20 protein-coding genes and 1 pseudogene are annotated in these 18,085 nt (G+C 63.0%); 7 read left to right on the plus strand and 14 right to left on the minus strand.

The window, feature by feature from the left end; genetic code table 11:
- The 5 genes from EOA28_RS06420 to EOA28_RS06435 form a co-directional block, all read right to left on the minus strand.
- Positions 1-765 (minus strand): endonuclease/exonuclease/phosphatase family protein (locus tag EOA28_RS06420; RefSeq protein WP_245501481.1); only part of this gene is annotated, 765 nt, incomplete at its 3' end.
- A gap of 123 nt (positions 766-888) precedes the next feature.
- Positions 889-2,346 carry an AMP nucleosidase gene (locus tag EOA28_RS06425; protein ID WP_245463490.1) on the minus strand — a complete coding sequence of 486 codons (1,458 nt, stop codon included), beginning with the start codon at positions 2,344-2,346 and terminating at the stop codon, positions 889-891.
- A 272-nt stretch (positions 2,347-2,618) separates the two neighbouring features.
- A complete protein-coding gene (locus EOA28_RS06430) occupies positions 2,619-2,822 on the minus strand; it encodes a hypothetical protein (RefSeq protein WP_127251414.1) in 204 nt (67 codons plus the stop codon).
- A 66-nt stretch (positions 2,823-2,888) separates the two neighbouring features.
- Positions 2,889-3,023, minus strand: a complete 135-nt coding sequence (locus tag EOA28_RS40865) for a hypothetical protein (protein WP_281059002.1) — start codon at positions 3,021-3,023, stop codon at positions 2,889-2,891.
- Positions 3,024-3,219: 196 nt separating this feature from the next.
- A complete protein-coding gene (locus EOA28_RS06435) occupies positions 3,220-3,561 on the minus strand; it encodes a DUF2147 domain-containing protein (protein WP_126064738.1) in 342 nt (113 codons plus the stop codon).
- 439 nt (positions 3,562-4,000) lie between these two features.
- Here EOA28_RS06435 and EOA28_RS06440 point away from each other — a divergent pair, with 439 nt between their 5' ends.
- Both EOA28_RS06440 and EOA28_RS06445 read left to right on the plus strand, forming a co-directional pair.
- Positions 4,001-4,267, plus strand: a complete 267-nt coding sequence (locus EOA28_RS06440) for a sel1 repeat family protein (protein WP_128314715.1) — start codon at positions 4,001-4,003, stop codon at positions 4,265-4,267.
- A gap of 427 nt (positions 4,268-4,694) precedes the next feature.
- The gene (locus EOA28_RS06445; protein WP_127251413.1) at positions 4,695-5,816 is read left to right on the plus strand and encodes an ABC transporter substrate-binding protein; all 1,122 of its coding nucleotides are present in this window, start codon (positions 4,695-4,697) and stop codon (positions 5,814-5,816) included.
- A 52-nt stretch (positions 5,817-5,868) separates the two neighbouring features.
- On the opposite strand, the gene EOA28_RS06450 is transcribed toward EOA28_RS06445, so the two are convergent.
- The 3 genes from EOA28_RS06450 to EOA28_RS06465 form a co-directional block, all read right to left on the minus strand.
- Positions 5,869-7,830, minus strand: a complete 1,962-nt coding sequence (locus tag EOA28_RS06450) for an acetyl/propionyl/methylcrotonyl-CoA carboxylase subunit alpha (RefSeq protein WP_127251412.1) — start codon at positions 7,828-7,830, stop codon at positions 5,869-5,871.
- A gap of 310 nt (positions 7,831-8,140) precedes the next feature.
- Positions 8,141-8,677, minus strand: a complete 537-nt coding sequence (locus tag EOA28_RS06460) for an O-acetyl-ADP-ribose deacetylase (RefSeq protein WP_127251411.1) — start codon at positions 8,675-8,677, stop codon at positions 8,141-8,143.
- 2 nt (positions 8,678-8,679) lie between these two features.
- The gene (locus EOA28_RS06465; RefSeq protein ID WP_127251410.1) at positions 8,680-10,287 is read right to left on the minus strand and encodes a carboxyl transferase domain-containing protein; all 1,608 of its coding nucleotides are present in this window, start codon (positions 10,285-10,287) and stop codon (positions 8,680-8,682) included.
- Positions 10,288-10,399: 112 nt separating this feature from the next.
- Here EOA28_RS06465 and EOA28_RS06470 point away from each other — a divergent pair, with 112 nt between their 5' ends.
- Both EOA28_RS06470 and EOA28_RS06475 read left to right on the plus strand, forming a co-directional pair.
- The gene (locus EOA28_RS06470) at positions 10,400-10,654 is read left to right on the plus strand and encodes a type II toxin-antitoxin system HicA family toxin (protein WP_127251420.1); all 255 of its coding nucleotides are present in this window, start codon (positions 10,400-10,402) and stop codon (positions 10,652-10,654) included.
- Positions 10,651-11,019, plus strand: coding sequence for a type II toxin-antitoxin system HicB family antitoxin (locus EOA28_RS06475; RefSeq protein ID WP_128314716.1), 369 nt, complete (start codon positions 10,651-10,653; stop codon positions 11,017-11,019). Before EOA28_RS06470 ends, EOA28_RS06475 begins: the two co-directional genes overlap by 4 nt.
- Here the strand turns inward: EOA28_RS06475 and EOA28_RS06480 are convergent.
- The 3 genes from EOA28_RS06480 to EOA28_RS06490 all read right to left on the minus strand — a co-directional run bounded on the left by EOA28_RS06480 (position 11,016) and on the right by EOA28_RS06490 (position 13,390).
- On the minus strand, positions 11,016-12,179 hold the full coding sequence (locus EOA28_RS06480) for an isovaleryl-CoA dehydrogenase (RefSeq protein ID WP_127251408.1): 1,164 nt from the start codon (positions 12,177-12,179) through the stop codon (positions 11,016-11,018). The two genes, EOA28_RS06475 and EOA28_RS06480, sit on opposite strands and share 4 nt — an antisense overlap.
- A gap of 49 nt (positions 12,180-12,228) precedes the next feature.
- A complete protein-coding gene (locus EOA28_RS06485) occupies positions 12,229-12,876 on the minus strand; it encodes a TetR/AcrR family transcriptional regulator (protein ID WP_127251407.1) in 648 nt (215 codons plus the stop codon).
- A 232-nt stretch (positions 12,877-13,108) separates the two neighbouring features.
- Entirely contained in the window at positions 13,109-13,390 is a 282-nt protein-coding gene (locus EOA28_RS06490; protein WP_127251419.1) for an acylphosphatase, read from the minus strand.
- Between the two features lie 146 nt (positions 13,391-13,536).
- On the opposite strand from EOA28_RS06490, the gene EOA28_RS40035 reads away from it, so the two are divergent.
- Both EOA28_RS40035 and EOA28_RS40040 read left to right on the plus strand, forming a co-directional pair.
- Positions 13,537-13,767 carry a hypothetical protein gene (locus EOA28_RS40035; RefSeq protein WP_245463226.1) on the plus strand — a complete coding sequence of 77 codons (231 nt, stop codon included), beginning with the start codon at positions 13,537-13,539 and terminating at the stop codon, positions 13,765-13,767.
- A 60-nt stretch (positions 13,768-13,827) separates the two neighbouring features.
- Positions 13,828-14,022 (plus strand): hypothetical protein, encoded by a 195-nt coding sequence (locus tag EOA28_RS40040; RefSeq protein ID WP_245463227.1) that lies wholly within the window; start codon positions 13,828-13,830, stop codon positions 14,020-14,022.
- A gap of 42 nt (positions 14,023-14,064) precedes the next feature.
- On the opposite strand, the gene EOA28_RS06500 is transcribed toward EOA28_RS40040, so the two are convergent.
- The 3 genes and pseudogenes from EOA28_RS06500 to EOA28_RS06510 all read right to left on the minus strand — a co-directional run bounded on the left by EOA28_RS06500 (position 14,065) and on the right by EOA28_RS06510 (position 16,690).
- On the minus strand, positions 14,065-15,177 hold the full coding sequence (locus EOA28_RS06500; RefSeq protein ID WP_126078337.1) for a pyridoxal phosphate-dependent aminotransferase: 1,113 nt from the start codon (positions 15,175-15,177) through the stop codon (positions 14,065-14,067).
- A 91-nt stretch (positions 15,178-15,268) separates the two neighbouring features.
- A pseudogene (locus EOA28_RS40045) lies at positions 15,269-15,502 on the minus strand (hypothetical protein); the annotation flags it as partial.
- A gap of 303 nt (positions 15,503-15,805) precedes the next feature.
- A complete protein-coding gene (locus EOA28_RS06510; protein ID WP_127251406.1) occupies positions 15,806-16,690 on the minus strand; it encodes a helix-turn-helix domain-containing protein in 885 nt (294 codons plus the stop codon).
- A 390-nt stretch (positions 16,691-17,080) separates the two neighbouring features.
- On the opposite strand from EOA28_RS06510, the gene EOA28_RS06515 reads away from it, so the two are divergent.
- Positions 17,081-17,878, plus strand: coding sequence for a hypothetical protein (locus EOA28_RS06515; protein ID WP_127251405.1), 798 nt, complete (start codon positions 17,081-17,083; stop codon positions 17,876-17,878).
- The last annotated feature ends 207 nt before the right edge of the window (positions 17,879-18,085 follow it).

Raw genomic sequence — 18,085 nt, forward strand, 5'->3', positions numbered from 1 at the left:
CGAGGGCATCAGCGTCATGCCGCTGAGCCGCACCACCCGCCGCACCGCCGCGCTCCACGGCACGGCATTGCAGTCGCCGGCCATGATGGCGGTTTCGCCAAGCGCTGCCAGCGGTTCCGCCAGCTCGCCGATCTGCCAGGACTGCTCCATTGGCCATGGCCAGCTGAGATGGATCGCGGCGACGTCGACCGGAACGCCATTGAAATCGATCGTTGCGGTAGCCATCGCCCCGCGCGGCTCGCAACGCGGCGCGGTGCCGGCGGCGAACGGACGGCGTGACAAGAGCCCCACGCCGAATATGCCGTTGGGATAGTCGCACAGGATGCGATAGGGATAGGCGCCGGCAATATAGCCGAGTTCTTTCGCCCACATGCCGGACACTTCGTCGAGCGTGATGACGTCCGGATTGGTCCGGCCGATCAGCGACAGCACCTTCTTCGGCGTCGGATTGTTGAAGCGCAGGTTCATCTGCAGCAGGCTGTAGACGATCCGGTCGGCCGGCTTCGCGACCGCCTGCTGCGTCGACAACCTGGGCAGCGCGCTCGTGGTCGTGGCGAGGCATACAATGGCGAAGACCAGCGCCGCGACCGCCTGCAGCCGGTAGGAGCCGGCAAGCAGCGGCAGCGCGAGCAGCGCCGTCAGCACGCTCAGATGCATGCGGAAATGCGAGAAGGAATCGAAGGCCGGATGCAGCGCGCCGAAGAACCCGGCCAGCAGCGCGGCCGAGAATGCCGTCATCGCCAGGAATGTCAGCTGAGCCATCATGCTCAAGCGCGCACCGCCCGTAGTCATCTTGTTGCCCCGGCAATCCGTTCTGATCGCTTATCGGCCAAATTGCGGCTCAAGCAAGACGACGGATTGCCTCGCCAGCAACTGGCTGGCACGCGCCTACTGGAACGCCGTCTCCGAGAAACTTCTGAGCTTGCGCGAATGCAGCCGCTCCATCGGCATTTCGGCAAGCTTCTCCATCGCCTTGATGCCGATGGTGAGATGCTGCGCCACCTGCCGCTTGTAGAACTCGGTCGCCATGCCGGGCAGCTTCAATTCGCCATGCAGCGGCTTGTCGGAAACGCACAGCAGCGTGCCGTAGGGCACGCGGAAGCGGAAGCCGTTGGCGGCGATCGTCGCCGATTCCATGTCGAGCGCGATGGCGCGGGACTGCGACAGGCGCTGCACCGGTCCGCGCTGGTCGCGCAGTTCCCAGTTGCGGTTGTCGATGGTGGCGACGGTGCCGGTGCGCATGATGCGCTTGAGGTCGTAGCCGGAAAGTCCAGTGACTTCGGCGACTGCTTCCTGCAGCGCCACCTGGATCTCGGCCAGGGGCGGGATCGGCACCCAGACCGGCAGATCGTCGTCCAGCACATGGTCCTCGCGCACATAGGCATGCGCCAGCACATAGTCGCCAAGCGCCTGCGTGTTGCGCAGGCCCGCGCAATGGCCGAGCATGACCCAGGCATGCGGCCGAAGCACCGCGATATGGTCGGTGATCGTCTTGGCGTTGGAGGGGCCGACGCCGATATTGACCATGGTGATGCCGCCATGGCCGGGCTTCTTCAGGTGATAGGCCGGCATCTGCGGCAGGCGCTGCGGCGGCGTGCCTTCCGAGGCCGTTGCGCCATTGGCCGTCACGACATTGCCGGGCTCGACGAACTCGACATAGCCGCTGTCGCCCTTGGCCATCAATTCGCGGGCCCGCGCCACGAACTCGTCGATGTAGAACTGGTAGTTGGTGAACAGCACGAAGTTCTGGAAATGCTGCGGGCTGGTCGCCGTGTAATGCGTCATGCGGTGCAGCGAATAGTCGATGCGCTGCGCGGTGAACGGCGCAAGCGGCCGCGGCTCGCCGAACGCCACCTCGAACGTGCCGTTGGCGATCTGGTCGTCGGTGCCGTCGAGATCCGGCACGTCGAACAGGTCGCGGATCGGCCGCTTGATGCGCTCGGCGGCGGCGCCGTCGACATAGCTGCCTTCCAGGAAGGCGAAATGCAGCGGAATGGGCGTCGTCGATTCCGACACCGTCACTGTCACGCCGTGGTTGCGCATGATGAGGCGAAGCTGCTCGATGAGGTAATTCTCGAACAGCTGCGGCTGGGTGATGGTGGTGGCGAAATGCCCGGGCGTCGGCATATGGCCATAGGCCTGGCGCGAGTCGACCTGGCTGAACGAGGTCGTGGTGACGCCAATCTGCGGATAGAAGGCCCGGTAGCGCTTGCTCTCGTCGGCGCCCGCGGCAAGGGCGGCGAAGGAATCGCGCAGGAATTTGGTGTTGCGGTCGTAGAGCGCCTGCAGCGCCGCGACGGCCTTTTTGGCGTCATGGAAGCCCTGCGCGCCGAAAGGCTCCGGCATGACGACCGATTCGATGGCTTGAGGGTAGATTCGCTTTTCCATGTCTCAATATAGAGATTCAGGATCGCGCTTGGGAGGGGGATGTGGGACCGCGAGAGCCGATAGCGTCGATTTTCTTCGGATGTGTTTAATGCATGTCGCCCAGAAGTGTGCGCGGTTCTGGGACAACGACATGCAGCAAAACAAAGACTTAAAGCGCCTCGCCTGAACCCGGTTCAGCGCGACGCGCTTTGAGGCGCGCTGGCTACGAGCCAGTCGCACCGTTCGACACTCTATAAAGCTTGTCCGCGCTGCAGGCTGATCAGCAGCACGAAGCCGACGCTCCTGTTCTTATTCGCCGGCGCCTCGATCCTGTGGCCCGTATCGGCGCGCATCATCGGCACAGCCAGCACCGGGGCGGCGAGCAGCATCAGGATGAGCGTCGCCCGCGGCAGCAGCCTCAGGATCTTCGTTGTGGTGGCGGCGATGCGGTTCATTTTGGTGGTGTCCCGATTTTCAACGTGGTCGATTTTCAACTTTGTCGTTTCTGCGCGTCACTTGGTTCACGGAGCCGAGAACCCAGCCACGGGCCGTTCCCACAAGCGGGCCGAGTGGCCGCCCTCGGCCACCAGGATGGCGAAGAGCATGCCGAACAGGCTCATCAGCAGGCAGACGATGGTGAAGCGACGGGCAAGCATTTCTCTCTCCTTCAATGCGGGAGAGAATGCCGCAATGCCTCTGAACCGGTTCTGAGACGGGTATTCATCTGCGGTTCAAAATGATTGACGAGGTCTCAAGCCGCCGTCGGCGACAAGACCGTTCGGCGGAGCGCCGCCGCCGCAAAAGAAAACGGGGCCGCTCGGGGCCCCGTTTCGGATGATCTCGGAAGGTCAGTTACAGCTTGTGCCAGGTCTGGCTCTTGCAGATCAGGCCGCCGAGCACGCAGCCGCTCATCTTCAGCGAGGTGCCCGACAGCGTCGCCTTGCCGGAATAGGTCTTGTCGGTTTCCGGGTCGGTGATGGTGCCGGTGTATTTGTTGTCGCCGGCGGCCTTGAAGGAGCCGATCGTCTTGCCGGAGTACTTGCCGGATTTCAGCGTGATGGAGAACGCATCGCTGCCAGCGATTGCCGCCGTCGAGCCGGCCTGCGTCTTCCAATTGCCTTCGATCGGGTCGGCCCACGCGGCGCCCGCCATGATCAAGGTGGCCGCCAGGGCCAGGCTCGTCTTTCGAAACATCTTGTGCTCCTCCCAATGGGCATGCGGCGGACTCCGGCCCGCCTTCCAGTCCCTTACGCAAAGGTAAAGCTAGTCCAGCTCCCGCCAAAACAAAAGCGGTGCCGCCACGGAAGGTTGTAGCGTTTTTCGCCTCGCGCATGGCCGAAAATGAACGGCACTGGAAAAACGCTTCGGTTCCCGTGGTTAGCGAAGTCTTGATTCCGCTCCCGCCAATTTTCATCGAATTTGACGCAAAACCCCGCAAACGCTGGATTCCCATGCTTAACGGTTTCCCGCGTTTACCTCTTGTTTTAGCTTTGTTTTCCGCAAATTAAGCAAGCCATTTAACGACGGATTCAAGGCCAGGCTTCATCCTCGAAAGCATCGAAAGAGCGGCCCGCCCCGAGGGAAAGCAAGGGACAGAAGGAGGCAGCTCTCGGGAGCCAGACAGGGGATTGAAATGGCACGTTTTGAAATGCTTGAAGACGGCTTCGGCGCCATGGGGGCAACTGCCCAGGCCGACATTCTTTTCGAACTGGGCATGATGTATGCGACCGGCCGCGATTGCGAGACCGATGTCGTCGCCGCCCACAAATGGTTCAACATCGTCGCGATCAAGGGTTCGGTCCGCGCCGCCGAGCTGCGCTCGGAACTGTCTGCCACCATGTCGAAGGTAGAGATCGCCATGGCGCTGCGCGAAGCCCGCGAATGGATGACGATGCACTGATCCTGCGCGCAGCGCTGAGAGGTTGATTTGGACAAGGCCGCGAAAAGACGGCCGGCCCACAAGACCAAGAACGCGGCAGGCCAACAGGGCAAAGCCGCGCCGACCATGATCCCGAACCGAAGGTCCACGCAGTGAAAAGGGGAGTGCGGTTTTCGGATAAGATCATGGTCCACTAGAAACAGGGAAGCGAGCGGGTTTCAGGCGGGGGCGTCTGGGGAGCTCGACTGCAAAAGCCGCGACCGACCGAAACAAGGTCGGCGCGGCTTTTTGCATTACACGGGCGCGTGGCCCAAGAAATCCTCGCCGGAATGAACCAAAACCGGCCGTACTGTCATCTCGACAGTCTCGGCGAAGGGTGAAATTGTCCCGGCTCTGTGAAAGAAGCGCGGCCATGCCGCCGCGCGCAAGTGGAGGAGTTCTGATAGCCATGAAAAGATTGGGTATTTTGAGCGCGGCCGCATTTGGCCTGATGATGAGCGCCCCGGTTGCCTTTGCCGACGACATCACCATTTCGGTGGTCGGCCCGATGACCGGCCAGCTCGCCACCATCGGTGACCAGTTCAAGCAGGGCGCGCAGGCTGCCGCCGCCGCCATCAACGCCGCCGGCGGCGTCAACGGCTCGCAGATCAAGCTCGACATCGAGGACGACCAATGCGATCCGAAGCAGGCGGTGTCGGTTGCCAACCGCATCGTCGCCAACGGCGTCAAGTTCGTCGACGGCCATGCCTGCTCGGGCTCGAGCATTCCGGCTTCCGCCGTCTATGCCGAAGCCGGCACGCTGATGATGAGCCCGGCCTCGTCGAACCCGGTGCTGACCGATGCCGCCGCCAAATCCGGCTGGCCGACGATCATGCGGCTCTACACGCGTGACGATGCGCAGGGCGCCTTCATCGGCCCGTGGATCGCCAAGAAATATGCCGGCAAGAATGTCGTCGTCCTGCACGACAAGAGCGCCTACGGCCAGGGCGTTGCCGACGCCGTCAAGGCGACGATGAATGCGGGCGGCCTCAAGGAAGTCGATTACGAAGGCATCAACGCCGGCGAGAAGGATTACTCGGCCCTCGTTACCAAGCTGAAGGAACTCAAGGCCGACGTCGTCTATTTCGGCGGCTACCACCCCGAGGCTGGGTTGATCCTGCGCCAGGCGGCGGAGCAGAACGTCAAGTTCCAGCTGATCATGCCGGATTCGATCGCCTCGCCGGAATTCTGGCAGGTCGCCGGTCCAGCCGGTGAGGGCACGCTGTTCGTCTTCCCGTCGGACCCGCAGGCCAAGCCCCAAGCGAAGGACGCGGTCGCCAAGATCAAGGCCGGCGGCTTCACGCCTGAAGGCTTCACGCTGTTCTCCTATGCCGTGATCCAGGCCGTCGCCGAAGGCGTCAAGCGCGCCGGCACCGACGATCCGGCCAAGGTCGCCGAGGCGCTCAAGGACGGCAAGCCCATCAGCACCGTCGTCGGCGACGTCATCTTCGACGAGAAGGGCGACCTCAAGAACGCCAGCTACGACATCAACCAGTGGCACGACGGCAAATACGCGCCGATCCAGCAGTAATCGGTCCTGTTTGTGCGAAGGTGGCCGGGGCCTTGTCCCGGCCACTTTCGTTTTATTTGTGGTCCTCCGCGAACCGCACCAAAACGGTGCCATCGCTGACCTGAGCTCCCTCGGCCGCGATCTCGGCGATCACCCCGTCATGCGGGGCGGCGATCATGTGCTCCATCTTCATCGCCTCGAGGATCAGAAGCGGCTGGCCCTTGATCACGGCATCGCCCACTGCTGCCCGCACCAGCTTGACCAGTCCCGGCATCGGCGCGCGCAGGCTGCCCGAGGCGCTACCCGCCTCGTCGGCCTTGGCCAGCGGGTCGGGAACCGTGAAGGCGTAGCCGACGGCGCCCTCGAAGACGGTGACGTGGCCGGGCCAGCGGACGGCGCGCGGCATGGTTCTCAGATCATGCGTGTTCACGGCATCATGCGGCGCCTCCAGCGCCACCTGGAAGCGGCCGTCCGGCCGCGCCGAAACCCGGGCCAGAATGTTCTCCTCGCCATGGCGCAGGCGGATGCGGCGCGCGAGCGTGTGGAAATGGGCATAGCCTGAGAGCGTCGACCACGGATCTGCGGCCGCACCTGGCGCGCCGGCGTCGGTCGCGGCCAGCGCCGCGGCGGCAATCGTCTCGTCGCTCGGCGCGGGGATGGCGGTGAGCACCTCCTGATGCCTGCCGATCAGCCCGGTATCGACATCGCCCTCCGCGAAATCGGGGTTGGCCGCGAGCGCCGCGAGAAAGGCGGTGTTGACTGTCGAGCCGGCAACTTCGGTCTCGGCGAGCGCATCGCGCAATGCCGCAAGGGCGGCGTTCCTGTCCTTGCCGTGCACCACCAGCTTGGCAATCATCGGATCATAGAAGGGCGAGATCGCGTCGCCGGCGCGCACGCCGGTCTCGATGCGCATTGTGGCGCCTCCCGGCGGCGCGTCTGGGAATTTCAGATGATGCAGCGTGCCTGTCGCCGGCAGGAACCCTTTCGCAGCGTCCTCGGCATAGAGGCGTGCCTCGAAGGCGTGGCCGGAAAGCGCGATCTCGCCTTGCGTCTTCGGCAGCTTTTCGCCGGACGCGACGCGCAACTGCCATTCGACAAGGTCGACGCCGGTGACCATCTCGGTGACCGGGTGCTCGACCTGCAGCCGCGTGTTCATCTCCATGAACCAGAAGCGGTCGGCCTTCAGTCCTTCCGAAGCATCGACGATGAACTCGATGGTGCCGGCGCCCGAATAGTTGATCGCCTTGGCGGCCTTGACGGCGGCCTCGGTCATTGCCTTGCGCAGCGCGGGCGTCATGCCGGGGGCGGGGGCTTCCTCGATCACCTTCTGGTGGCGGCGCTGCGCCGAGCAGTCGCGTTCGAAAAGATGCACGGCATTGCCGAAATTGTCGCCGAACACTTGGCACTCGATATGGCGCGGCTTGTCGACATATTTTTCGACCAGCACCCGGTCGTCACCGAACGCCGCTTTCGCTTCGCGCCTCGCGCCCGAGAGCGCTTCGGAAAAATCGTCGGGATGGTCAACGCGGCGCATGCCCTTGCCGCCGCCGCCGGCGCGCGCCTTGATCAGGACGGGATACCCGATCTCGCGCGCCTTGGAGGCAAGCAGCACGATCTCCTGCGCCTCGCCGTGATAGCCGGGCACGACAGGCACGCCAGCCGCCTCCATCAGCCGCTTGGCGGCGTCCTTCAGTCCCATGGCGCGGATCGAGGCGGCGGAGGGACCGATGAAGACGAGGCCTGCTGCCGTCACCTGGTCGACGAAGTCCGGATTTTCCGACAGGAAGCCGTAGCCGGGATGGATCGTCTCGGCGCTGGTGGCGAGCGCCGCGGCAACTATCTTGTCGCCGCGCAGATAGCTTTCACCGACAGGCGAGGGGCCGATATGCACCGCCTCGTCGGCCATCTCGACATGCAAGGCGCGGGCGTCGGCGTCGGAATAGACGGCCACGCTGCGCACGCCGAGCTTGCGGGCCGTGCGAATGACGCGGCAGGCGATCTCGCCGCGATTGGCGATCAGGATCTTGCCGAACATGGAGCCTCCGCAGCCAGAGTATGCTTTGAGCGAAGTCGGCGTTCCTTCGCGCCCCCCTCTGTCCTGCCGGACATCTCCCCCACTTGGGGGGAGATCGGATGTCGCCGCCGCCTTCGCCAACTATCGACGTTGCAGGAAAAGAGCCATCCGCAAAGCTGCTGATCTCCCCCCTTGTGGGGGAGATGCCCGGCAGGGCAGAGGGGGGCGCTGTCCCGCCAGCGTGTCCGAACAAGCACTCGTCCGAAATCATAGACCTCTCCCTTGCCAAGGGAGTGCTCTGCCAAGGTCGCCTCTTGGGAAGTTCTGGTCATCAAGGTCCGCTCCTTCCAACGGCAGCGGCGGCCCGCCGGTAGATCTCCGCCGTCTGCTCATCGAAACAGCAGAAGGTAACTGCATTTGGCACTGCATTCTGCCGCAGAAAGTTATTTACAGTGTCGACGGCAATCCCGGTCGCTTCCTCTTTCGGAAAGCGGTAAATACCGGTCGAGATGGCTGGGAACGCGATCGTTAGACAGCCTTGGTCGGTGGCGATTTCGAGCGAGCGCCGATAGCACGAGGCAAGCAGGCCGGCCTCGCCCTCGCCGCCGCCCTGCCAGACCGGACCGACCGTATGGATGATGAAACGCGCCGGCAGGCGGTAGCCCCTGGTCAGTTTGGCGTCGCCGGTCTTGCAGCCGTTCAGCGTCCGGCACTCGGCAACCAGCTCCCGCCCGGCCGCGCGGTGGATGGCGCCGTCGACGCCGCCACCGCCGAGCAATGAGGAATTCGCTGCGTTCACGATGGCATCCACCACGAGTCGGGTGATGTCGCCGGTGTGGATGCGGATCCTGTCGCCGAGAGCACCCATCGTCACATCCTGAACACGCCGAACTTCGTCTCCTCGATGCCCGCATTGAGCGTGGCCGAGAGGCTGAGCGCCAGCACGTCGCGGGTCCTGGCCGGATCGATGATGCCGTCGTCCCAGAGCCTCGCCGAAGAATAGAGCGGGTGGCCCTCATGCTCGTATTTCATCAGGATCGGCTTCCTGAATTTGGCTTCCTCCTCGGCGCCCCATTCACCACCCTTGCGCTCGATGCCTTCGCGTTTGACCATGGCAAGCACGGTGGCTGCCTGCTCGCCGCCCATCACCGAGATGCGCGCGTTGGGCCACATCCACAGGAAGCGCGGCGAATAGGCGCGGCCGCACATGCCGTAATTGCCGGCGCCGAACGAGCCGCCGATGATGACGGTGAGCTTCGGCACCTTGGCGGTGGCGACGGCCATCACCAGCTTGGCGCCGTCCTTGGCGATGCCGCCGGCCTCGTATTTTCGCCCTACCATGAAGCCGGTGATGTTCTGCAGGAAGACCAGCGGAATGCCGCGCTGGCAGCAGAGTTCGATGAAATGCGCTCCCTTGAGCGCGCTCTCGGAAAACAGCACGCCATTGTTGCCGAGGATGCCGACCGGCATGCCGTGCAGATGGGCGAAGCCGGTGACCAGGGTCGTGCCGTAATTCTGCTTGAACTCGTCGAACTCCGAACCGTCGACAAGGCGTGCGATTACCTCGCGCACGTCATAGGGCTGGCGCAGATCGGTCGGTACGATGCCGTAGAGTTCCTGCGGATCGTAAAGCGGTTGAATCGGCTTCTGCAAATTCAGGCCCAGGGTCTTGTTCCGATTCAGATTCCGGATGATGCGCCGGCAAATGGCCAAGGCGTGCTCGTCGTCCATGGCGTAGTGGTCGGCGACACCGGAAAGCCTGGTATGGACGTCCGCGCCGCCGAGCTCCTCGGCGCTGACATCCTCGCCCGTCGCCGCCTTCACCAGCGGCGGGCCGCCAAGGAAGATGGTCGCCTGGTTGCGCACCATGATCGTCTCGTCCGACATCGCCGGCACATAGGCGCCGCCGGCCGTGCAGGAGCCCATGACGCAGGCGATCTGCGGGATGCCCGCCGCCGACATGTTGGCCTGGTTGTAGAAGATGCGGCCGAAATGCTCGCGGTCGGGGAAGACTTCGTCCTGATTGGGCAGATTGGCGCCGCCGCTGTCGACCAGGTAGACGCAGGGCAAATTGTTCTGCAGCGCGATCTCCTGCGCGCGCAAATGCTTCTTCACCGTCAGTGGATAATAGGTTCCGCCCTTCACCGTCGCGTCGTTGACGACGACCATCACTTCCCGGCCCTCCACACGGCCGATGCCGGTGATGATGCCGGCCGACGGAATGTCCTCGCCATACATCGACCAGGCCGCGAACTGGCCGACCTCGAGGAAAGGCGAGCCGGTGTCGAGCAATTGCGCCAGCCGTTCGCGCGGCAACAACTTGCCGCGTGAGACGTGGCGTTCGCGCGCCTCGTCGGAGCCGCCGCGCTCGATGCCTGCCGCCTTCTCGGAAATGTCGTCGACCAGCGCCCGCATGCGCTCGGCATTGGCGCGGAAAGTGTCGGAGGAGGGGGAGATTTGCGAGGTCAGGGCAGGCATTGACGAACCTCAGATGATATCATATTTTGCTATCAATCTCGTCGCGCAGGACGTGCGACCACCAACGGCGACCTTGGCACTTTTAGCCGGGTCATTTTCCATGGAGGTCATCATGCGCGGCAAACACAGACAAACACTGAAAGCCATTTTTGCGGACCCGGTAAGTGGTTCGATAAAATGGCGGGAGATCGAAGCGCTCTTGATAGCACTTGGCGCGGAGCTTTCCGAAGGAAACGGTTCACGTGTGCTTGTCGAAATTGGAAGAAATCGCGCCGTCTTCCATCGTCCACACCCAAGCCCGGATACGGACAAAGGCGCAGTGAAGGCAGTCAGACGTTTTTTGATTGAAGCAGGTATCAGGCCATGAAGCCGTACAAGGGATATGTCGCGGAAATCTGGTATGAGGAGGATGATGCCGCCTTCCACGGAATTGTGCACGGGATACGCGACACCGTTCATTTCGAAGCTCATTCGGCGGAAGATCTGCCTCAGGCGTTTCACGACAGCGTCGATGACTATCTTGCTTTCTGCAAGGAGCGCGGCGTCGACCCGCAAAAGCCCTATTCCGGCAAGCTGGCTCTGCGTACTACGCCCGAAATCCACGCCCTGTTGGGAAGGGCCGCCGCCAGCGATGGCAAATCGATCAACCAGTGGGTTTCTGATACGCTCGCGGAGGTTGCGCAAAAGCGCGTCGACGAAGGGTCGACCAAGGTCAAAACCCGCGCTCACTAGACCCCCTCCGCCATGATCTCGCGGCCGATCAGCCAGCGGCGGATCTCGCTGGTGCCGGCGCCGATCTCGTAGAGCTTGGCGTCGCGCAGCAGCCGTCCCGTCGGGTAATCGTTGATATAGCCGTTGCCGCCGAGCAGCTGGATCGCGTCGAGCGCCATCTGCGTCGCCTTCTCGGCGGCGAAGAGCACGCAGCCGGCGGCGTCCTTGCGCGTGGTCTCGCCGCGGTCGCAGGCGGCCGCCACAGCATAGACGTAAGCCCGCGCGGCATTCATCGTCGTGTACATGTCGGCGAGCTTGCCCTGCACCAGCTGGAACGTGCCGATCGGCTGGCCGAACTGCTTGCGCTCGTGGACATAGGGGACAGCCACATCGAGGCAGGCTGCCATCAGCCCGATCGGGCCTCCGGAAAGCACTGCCCGCTCATAATCGAGCCCCGACATCAGCACCTCGACGCCGCGCCCTTCCTCATGCAGCACATTCTCGAACGGCACCTCGACATTTTCGAAGACGAGCTCTGCGGTGTTGGAGCCGCGCATGCCGAGCTTGTCGAGCTTCTGCGCCACCGAAAAGCCGGCAAAAGTCTTTTCGACGATGAAAGCGGTGATGCCGCGCGAATGGCGCTCCGGATCGGTCTTGGCGTAGACCACCATCGTTCCGGCGTCGGGGCCGTTGGTGATCCACATTTTCGAGCCGTTGAGCACATAGCGGTCATTGCGCTTTTCGGCGCGCAGCCTGAGCGACACCACGTCGGAGCCGGCGACCGGTTCCGACATCGCCAGCGCGCCGACGGTTTCACCCGAGCAGAGGGCCGGCAGGTATTTCTCCTTCTGCGCCGGCGTGGCCCAGCGATTGATCTGGTTGACGCAAAGGTTCGAATGCGCGCCGTAGGAGAGGCCGACAGAAGCCGATGCGCGCGAAATCTCCTCCATGGCCACGACATGCGCGAGATAGTTCATGCCGGTTCCGCCGAAATCAGGATCGGCGGTGATGCCGAGCAGGCCGAGCTCGCCGAGCTCGCCCCACAGATGCGCGGGAAACTCGTTGGAGCGGTCGATCTCCGCCGCGATCGGCGCGATCCTGTCCTGGGCGAAGCGCCGTACAGTGTCGCGCAACGCCTCGATGTCGGGATCAAGTCCGAAGCTGAGCGTGTTCGTATACATGCCGTTCCTCCCTGCGCACGCCCCGGTCTTCGCGGGGATCATGCCCGTATCAGAGTGCCACGGCGTTCCCGGCTCGCCCGGAAGGACGCGCGGTGCCATGGCTGATTGTCGCGCCGACCAGGCGCATTGTCATCGAAAGATATGATGCCGTGACTTCGGCGATCGACAGTCGTTCGCCCGGACGGAACCAGACGATGACGCCGGTCATCATCTGGATCAGCGCCATGGCGGTCAGGCCTGTATCGTCGATCTCGAAAGCCCCAGCTTCCAGGCCGTCGCGCAGGATCGTGCGCAGCTCCTTCTCATAGGCTGTGCGCATCTTGAGGATCTGCGTCAGTCGTTCATGCGAGAGGCTGCGCAGCTCCATGTTGGAGACATGAGTGGCATGGCGCCGCTCGATGTGGAAGGCGATGTGGTTCTCGACATAGGCGGCAAGCCGGATGACCGGCTCGGCGCTCGCCGGCCGCGCCGCCTCCCAGGCCTTGAGCAGACCTTCCATATGCTCTCGCATCAAGGTGAAAAGCAGATCTTCCTTGGTGGGGAAGTAACGGTAGAGCGCGGCCGCCTGCACGCCGACCTCCGCCGCCAGCTGCCGCATCGACATCGCCTCATAACCCAGCCGCGCGATCAGGCTGACCGCCGCCTCGCGGACGGCCGCCTCGGTCTTTTCCCCGTCTGAGCCTGTGGTGCGCGCCATATTCGCCTCCAACAGCACTAATAAAACGAACGTTCAATTAATTCAAGATGGGAAGAAAGCAATTCCTCGCCCCCTCAAAGCGGGGAGAGGTGGCTCGGGCGAAGCCCGAGACGGAGCGGGGGTTGCGGCGCTGGCGGGTTTGTTCTGAAATTCATCAAGATTGCGCTGTTCCCTTCTCCGTCGCGGCTTCGCCGCGCCACCTCTCCCCACTGTCGTGGGGCGAGGAATGGCCCTAGACGATGATCCTGAAATCCGCCGGCGCGTCGTCGCCCGCTTCCTCGATCTCGACCTTCGAGACGAGCGCGCCCCGCGGCCCTTGCCACAGACGTTCGGTCATCGCCGCGACAGCGGCATCGGCGCCGGCAATCAGAGCGGTGACCGAGCCGTCGCGCTCGTTGCGCACCCAACCCGTCAACCCGAGACGCAGGGCTTCGCCGCGCGTCCAGACACGGTAGCTCACGCCTTGCACCGTACCGGAAACACGCACCCGAACGGCTTTTTGCTCACCCTGCATCGCCCGCTCCAGAATCTTCCCCATCAATCTGGAGCATGAAAGGTCAAATGCAACCGGTTCAAAGGATGGGTGGCTCGGTGGATTAAATAATTGACTCAGTCAACAATAAGGAAATTATCGGATGCAATGCCCTCAAGGAGGTTAGCATGCCGCATGAAGCTCTGGTCCGTGAGATTCGTCGCTTCAACCGGTTCTATACCGGGCTAGTGGGGTTGCTCGATGAGACCTTGATGCAGAGCCCCTACACGCTGGCCGAAGCCCGCGTGCTGTTCGAGCTCGGGCGCAAGACCCGACCCGGCGGACGGGCAGGTCTGCTGGCGCGCATGTTTCATCTCGACCTCGCACCGGGTGGCATCCGAACTGGCCGAAGAACTTAACCTCCCCCTGCCTATCTCATGCGGGTGCTTCGGAAGTTCACTGCCACGGGGCTGGCTGAAATGCGCGACGACCCGGAGAACGGGCCGCCCGTCCTTGCGCTGACCGAGCGGGGTAAGGCCGCGCTGGCCGATCTCGAGGCAACGACGAACCGCGATCTCGCCCGCCTGATCGTCAAGCTCGAGAACGGGCAAGCCGCTGAGCTTTCCGATGCGCTGAACCGCGTGACGCGTCTGCTGGCAGCCGCGGGACTGTGAATCGCCCAATTAGCTCCCTGGGAAGCAGGGGCTGGGGTCCGGTCAGTTCCCCCGCGCTGCCGCGAGCGCGCCCGGCAATTCCTCGGCGAAGATGTCGAGCTCGTGGTCGAGGCCGACGCTGACCCTTATGCAGCGGTCGAGCCTGGGGACCATCGGCTTGCGGATGAACACGTCGCGCGACAAGAGGCCCTGCATCACCTTCAGCGCGAAGGCGCCGTCGCGGCCGCAGTCGATGGTGACGAAATTGGTCGCCGACGGCAACGGTTTCAGGTCGTTCTGCCTGGCGACGGTCGAAATGCGCTCGCGGCCAGCCGCCACGCGCGCCACCACCGTGCGCAGGTAATCCTGATCGGCAAGCGCCTCGAGACCGGCGATCTGCGCCATGCGGCTGACGCCGTAGTGGTTGCGGATCTTCTCGAAGTCGCGGATCACCTCGGCCTCCGCCACGGCGTAGCCGCAGCGTATGCCGGCCAGGCCGTAAGCCTTGGAGAAGGTGCGCATGCGGATGACGTTCGGCCGCGCGACATCGATCGCCGGCAGCGCCGTGGCCGGGCCAAGCTCACCATAGGCTTCGTCAAGCACCAGCATGGTGGTTTCCGGCAGCGCTTCGATGAAGCGGACGACATCCGGCGCCTCCCACCAGCTTCCCATCGGATTGTCGGGATTGGAGAGATAGACCAGCGGCGCCTTTTCGCTGACGACCTTGGCGAGGAGCCCGTCCAAATCCTCCTTGTCATTGGCATAAGGCACCGTGACCAGCCGGCCGCCGACGCCGGCGATGTGGAAATTGAAAGTGGGGTAGGCGCCGAGCGAGGTCACGACCGCATCGCCCGGCGCGACATACATACGTGCCACCAGGCCGAGCAACCCGTCAATGCCTTCGCCGACGACCACGTTTTCGACGGCCACGCCGTGATGCGCGGCCGCCGCAACCTTCAGCTCGTAATTGTCGGGATCGCAATACATCCACTGGTCGCGCGCGACGCTCTCCATGCGCGCAATGACGCGCGGCGACGGGCCGAAACTGCTCTCATTGGCGCCGATGCGGGCGCGAAAAGGCCGCCCGCGCTCGCGCTCCTGCGCCTCCGGACCGACGAACGGCACCGTGGTGGGAAGCGCGCCGATGATCGGGGTGAGGGAAGGGCGACGAAGCATGGCATTGGCTCGCTTGAGAGGAGCTTCTAGCTAGCCTGTGCGACCGGCGGGCGCAAGTTGGCGGCCGCCCGGAGAGCCGATGCCATTTCTCTCAATGAATGTGGACGACGACGTATCGGCCCCCGTAGGGCTGGTAATACGTGCTGCCACAGTGCCACAGCACGGTACCGTTGATCGAAGTTTTCACGCACGCTGCCGGTAGTCTGGTCACATAGATGGTCGAACGGCGGATCGTACGGCGCGTGGTGCGCCTGGCAACCCCAGCTACGCTTCCTGGAGTGAGCGGGTGACCGACGCGGGCCTGCGCAGGGCTGACGAAAAGGGCGAAGGGTGTAACGGCATCGGCGATTCCCGCAAGCATCAATGCGAATGCTATCCCGGCAGCGCCAGTCGATCTCAAGCTCGATTTTTTCAGTTGCATCCTCCAAGAACTCACAACTTGCCTGCGTTCAAATCCGTAGCCGATGAGGTCGCTCACCTGACGCAAACCCGGACCGCCGCCCCCGGAGGCAACATATTTTAGAGGATACCAATTATATAATCGGGCTTCTATCCGGATTGCGCAATTTCCGTCGAACTGCCTGCATGACGACTGGCGCCAATTCCGCGACCACGTTCACCCTCGTTGTCATCTTCTGGCACGTTGAAGTGTGTCCTTCGGGGACTCACCGAACAGCATGCGATAACTCGCAGCGAAACGGCCAAGATGGGTGATCCCCACCTCCATCGCGATCCTTGTGACGCTCAAGCCATCCGCCCCCCGCGCAGTGAGCAATCGCCTCGCTTCATTGAGGCGAACCGCCCTGATGAATTCCAGCGGGCTGAGAGCAAAGGCGGCGCGAAAGGCATACTCCAATTGTCGTCGGCTGATGCCGATTTCCTTGCACAACCGGATGATGGGGATGTCTTCGCGGATGTGCGCGCGAATAAAATCCTCGGCCGCCCATGCCTGTCGGAGGTGGCGACTGGAGGACCGATCTGTTTCGACGTTGCCACGGGCGCCAGCGAACGCGTTGGCTATGCCCCCCAAATATTCCGCCAACGCGATCGGAGTATGCTCCGGCAAGGCTGAATCGCTTGCGGCTTCCCCGAAGCGGTATGCCATCGCCTCCATCTGGCTGCGGAACATTTGCGCATCGCTGGCGGTGAGCCGAACGGCATTTGGATGGTCGGCCGCCCGATCCAAGATCGTGCCGGCGGAAAGTGCCTGGATTTCCACCCAGATCGACGTCGGAACAACGGCGCCCGTGTAGCGAAGGCCGGGCTTGACCGTCGCTGCGACGCTCGTGCCGGCGGGAATTGCCACGATCATGTCGTCCTTGAGCGGAATGCCGCAGATCGTCGAGTCCCGGGCCCGCTCTACAGCCACGATTGCCACGGAACCTGGATCAAAGCCGCCGTTCGCACGGAAGGCGCAATTGAATTCAGCCAGATCGAGCGCCCACTTGCCGTGGGACTGGATTTGCCGGAGGCGCGACGGCATTTGCCCTGGCGAAAGCCTGTCGACCTTCACGGGCAGCCCAGAGGCGGCATCGCCGAGCGCGTCTGGGCCAAGTTGCACGTCCCTGTGCGAAGTCGTTGGAGGCCACGCGCTCAAAAATGCGTCCTTTGCGCAAAGTGGATATCACAACACTTGTATTAGGTGTAGCTTAAACGCAAATTGCGCGAGATCAATTCGCCGCAAAATATCGCCGACTCACGGCTCTGGGGACGATGGACGAAGCAGATCTACTTATTGGGGAGGCGCCAGGCGTCTTGGCCGTACGCATCGCGTTGACGGCGTCAGCATCGCACATTGGATCAAAGGCAATTTGACAGAGGGCAGGACCTGAGACGGCGCGGGACATGATGCGGGCGTGCACGCGCCGGCTAAGTATAGCAAATCGAGGAGCACCTTGAGGGGATGATCGTGAAAAGATTTCGTTTGGTGGCCTTGGGAACGGCTGTGATATCGGTACTTTGTGCCGTCGACGCATCTGCGGCGGACATCGCCAGGCAGCGGGATGAGGGCTGGACGTTGACTGTCGCCCCGTATCTCTGGGCCTCGGGAATCAAGGGCGAGAGCGGAGTCTTCGGATTTCCGCCTCAGGATGTCGATGTGAGCTTCAGCGACGTGCTGCACCACCTCAAATTCGGCTTCATGGGGCTTACGGAAGCTCGCAACGGGCCTTTCACAATCAGCACGGACATAGTGTACGCCAAGCTCGACGCCAACATAGGCACCCCGAAGGGGATCCTCGCGTCCAACATTGATGCGACGGTGAGCACTTTCATGGGTACGGCGCTGGGTGGTTACAGCGTTTACTATCAGGATGGGACGAATTTCGATCTTGTCGCCGGTGCCCGCCTCTGGTCGGTCGACAACAGTTTCGACTTCCACGGAGGTGTGCTGGATGGCAGGTCAGCGAGCGACGGCGATACGTGGGTCGATCCGGTGATCGGCGCCAAATTCAAGGCCGATGTCGGTAACGGGATCTACTTGGCTGGCTGGGGCCTCGTCGGCGGTTTCGGCGCAGGGTCCAAGTCAATGTGGGATGTAATGGGAGGGGCCGGTTATCAGTTCAACGACAAGATGTCGATGTTCGTCGGCTATCGGGCCGTGCACGACAATTATAGCCATGACGGCTTCGTGAACAAACTCACTCAGCAGGGTCCGATTCTGGGGCTCACTTATCAATTCTCGCCAGCCCATCCGGGATAATAGTGGATTGAGATGACGTGGTTGGTTCTCTGCGGCGCCTGCATTCGGCATTGGGCTGCTGAGCGATGGCGGAGCCAGGCATCGCCCGCCGGTCTTGTAGCTGCTGGTGCAGACCATTGCCGATACGATCGTGCTGTGGAACGGAATTCCATTTTACCGCCGGTTGCTGTTAGCCGGTCAGCAGTTTGACCCGCCACTCTATTTGAT

The sequence above is a fragment of the Mesorhizobium sp. M2A.F.Ca.ET.067.02.1.1 genome, assembly GCF_004023285.1.
GTDB lineage: Bacteria > Pseudomonadota > Alphaproteobacteria > Rhizobiales > Rhizobiaceae > Mesorhizobium.

Coding starts and splice junctions, on each gene's coding strand:
- EOA28_RS40035 (WP_245463226.1), top strand. CDS start 13,537: ATGCCGCATGAAGCTCTGGTCCGTGAGATTCGTCGCTTCAACCGGTTC.
- EOA28_RS06430 (WP_127251414.1), bottom strand. CDS start 2,822: ATGAACCGCATCGCCGCCACCACAACGAAGATCCTGAGGCTGCTGCCG.
- EOA28_RS06460 (WP_127251411.1), bottom strand. CDS start 8,677: ATGGGTGCTCTCGGCGACAGGATCCGCATCCACACCGGCGACATCACC.
- EOA28_RS06500 (WP_126078337.1), bottom strand. CDS start 15,177: ATGCTTCGTCGCCCTTCCCTCACCCCGATCATCGGCGCGCTTCCCACC.
- EOA28_RS06475 (WP_128314716.1), top strand. CDS start 10,651: ATGAAGCCGTACAAGGGATATGTCGCGGAAATCTGGTATGAGGAGGAT.
- EOA28_RS06480 (WP_127251408.1), bottom strand. CDS start 12,179: ATGTATACGAACACGCTCAGCTTCGGACTTGATCCCGACATCGAGGCG.
- EOA28_RS06440 (WP_128314715.1), top strand. CDS start 4,001: ATGGCACGTTTTGAAATGCTTGAAGACGGCTTCGGCGCCATGGGGGCA.
- EOA28_RS06450 (WP_127251412.1), bottom strand. CDS start 7,830: ATGTTCGGCAAGATCCTGATCGCCAATCGCGGCGAGATCGCCTGCCGC.
- EOA28_RS40040 (WP_245463227.1), top strand. CDS start 13,828: ATGCGCGACGACCCGGAGAACGGGCCGCCCGTCCTTGCGCTGACCGAG.
- EOA28_RS06425 (WP_245463490.1), bottom strand. CDS start 2,346: ATGCCGGAGCCTTTCGGCGCGCAGGGCTTCCATGACGCCAAAAAGGCC.
- EOA28_RS06485 (WP_127251407.1), bottom strand. CDS start 12,876: ATGGCGCGCACCACAGGCTCAGACGGGGAAAAGACCGAGGCGGCCGTC.
- EOA28_RS06435 (WP_126064738.1), bottom strand. CDS start 3,561: ATGTTTCGAAAGACGAGCCTGGCCCTGGCGGCCACCTTGATCATGGCG.
- EOA28_RS40865 (WP_281059002.1), bottom strand. CDS start 3,023: ATGCTTGCCCGTCGCTTCACCATCGTCTGCCTGCTGATGAGCCTGTTC.
- EOA28_RS06515 (WP_127251405.1), top strand. CDS start 17,081: ATGATCGTGAAAAGATTTCGTTTGGTGGCCTTGGGAACGGCTGTGATA.
- EOA28_RS06445 (WP_127251413.1), top strand. CDS start 4,695: ATGAAAAGATTGGGTATTTTGAGCGCGGCCGCATTTGGCCTGATGATG.
- EOA28_RS06490 (WP_127251419.1), bottom strand. CDS start 13,390: ATGCAGGGTGAGCAAAAAGCCGTTCGGGTGCGTGTTTCCGGTACGGTG.
- EOA28_RS06465 (WP_127251410.1), bottom strand. CDS start 10,287: ATGCCTGCCCTGACCTCGCAAATCTCCCCCTCCTCCGACACTTTCCGC.
- EOA28_RS06470 (WP_127251420.1), top strand. CDS start 10,400: ATGCGCGGCAAACACAGACAAACACTGAAAGCCATTTTTGCGGACCCG.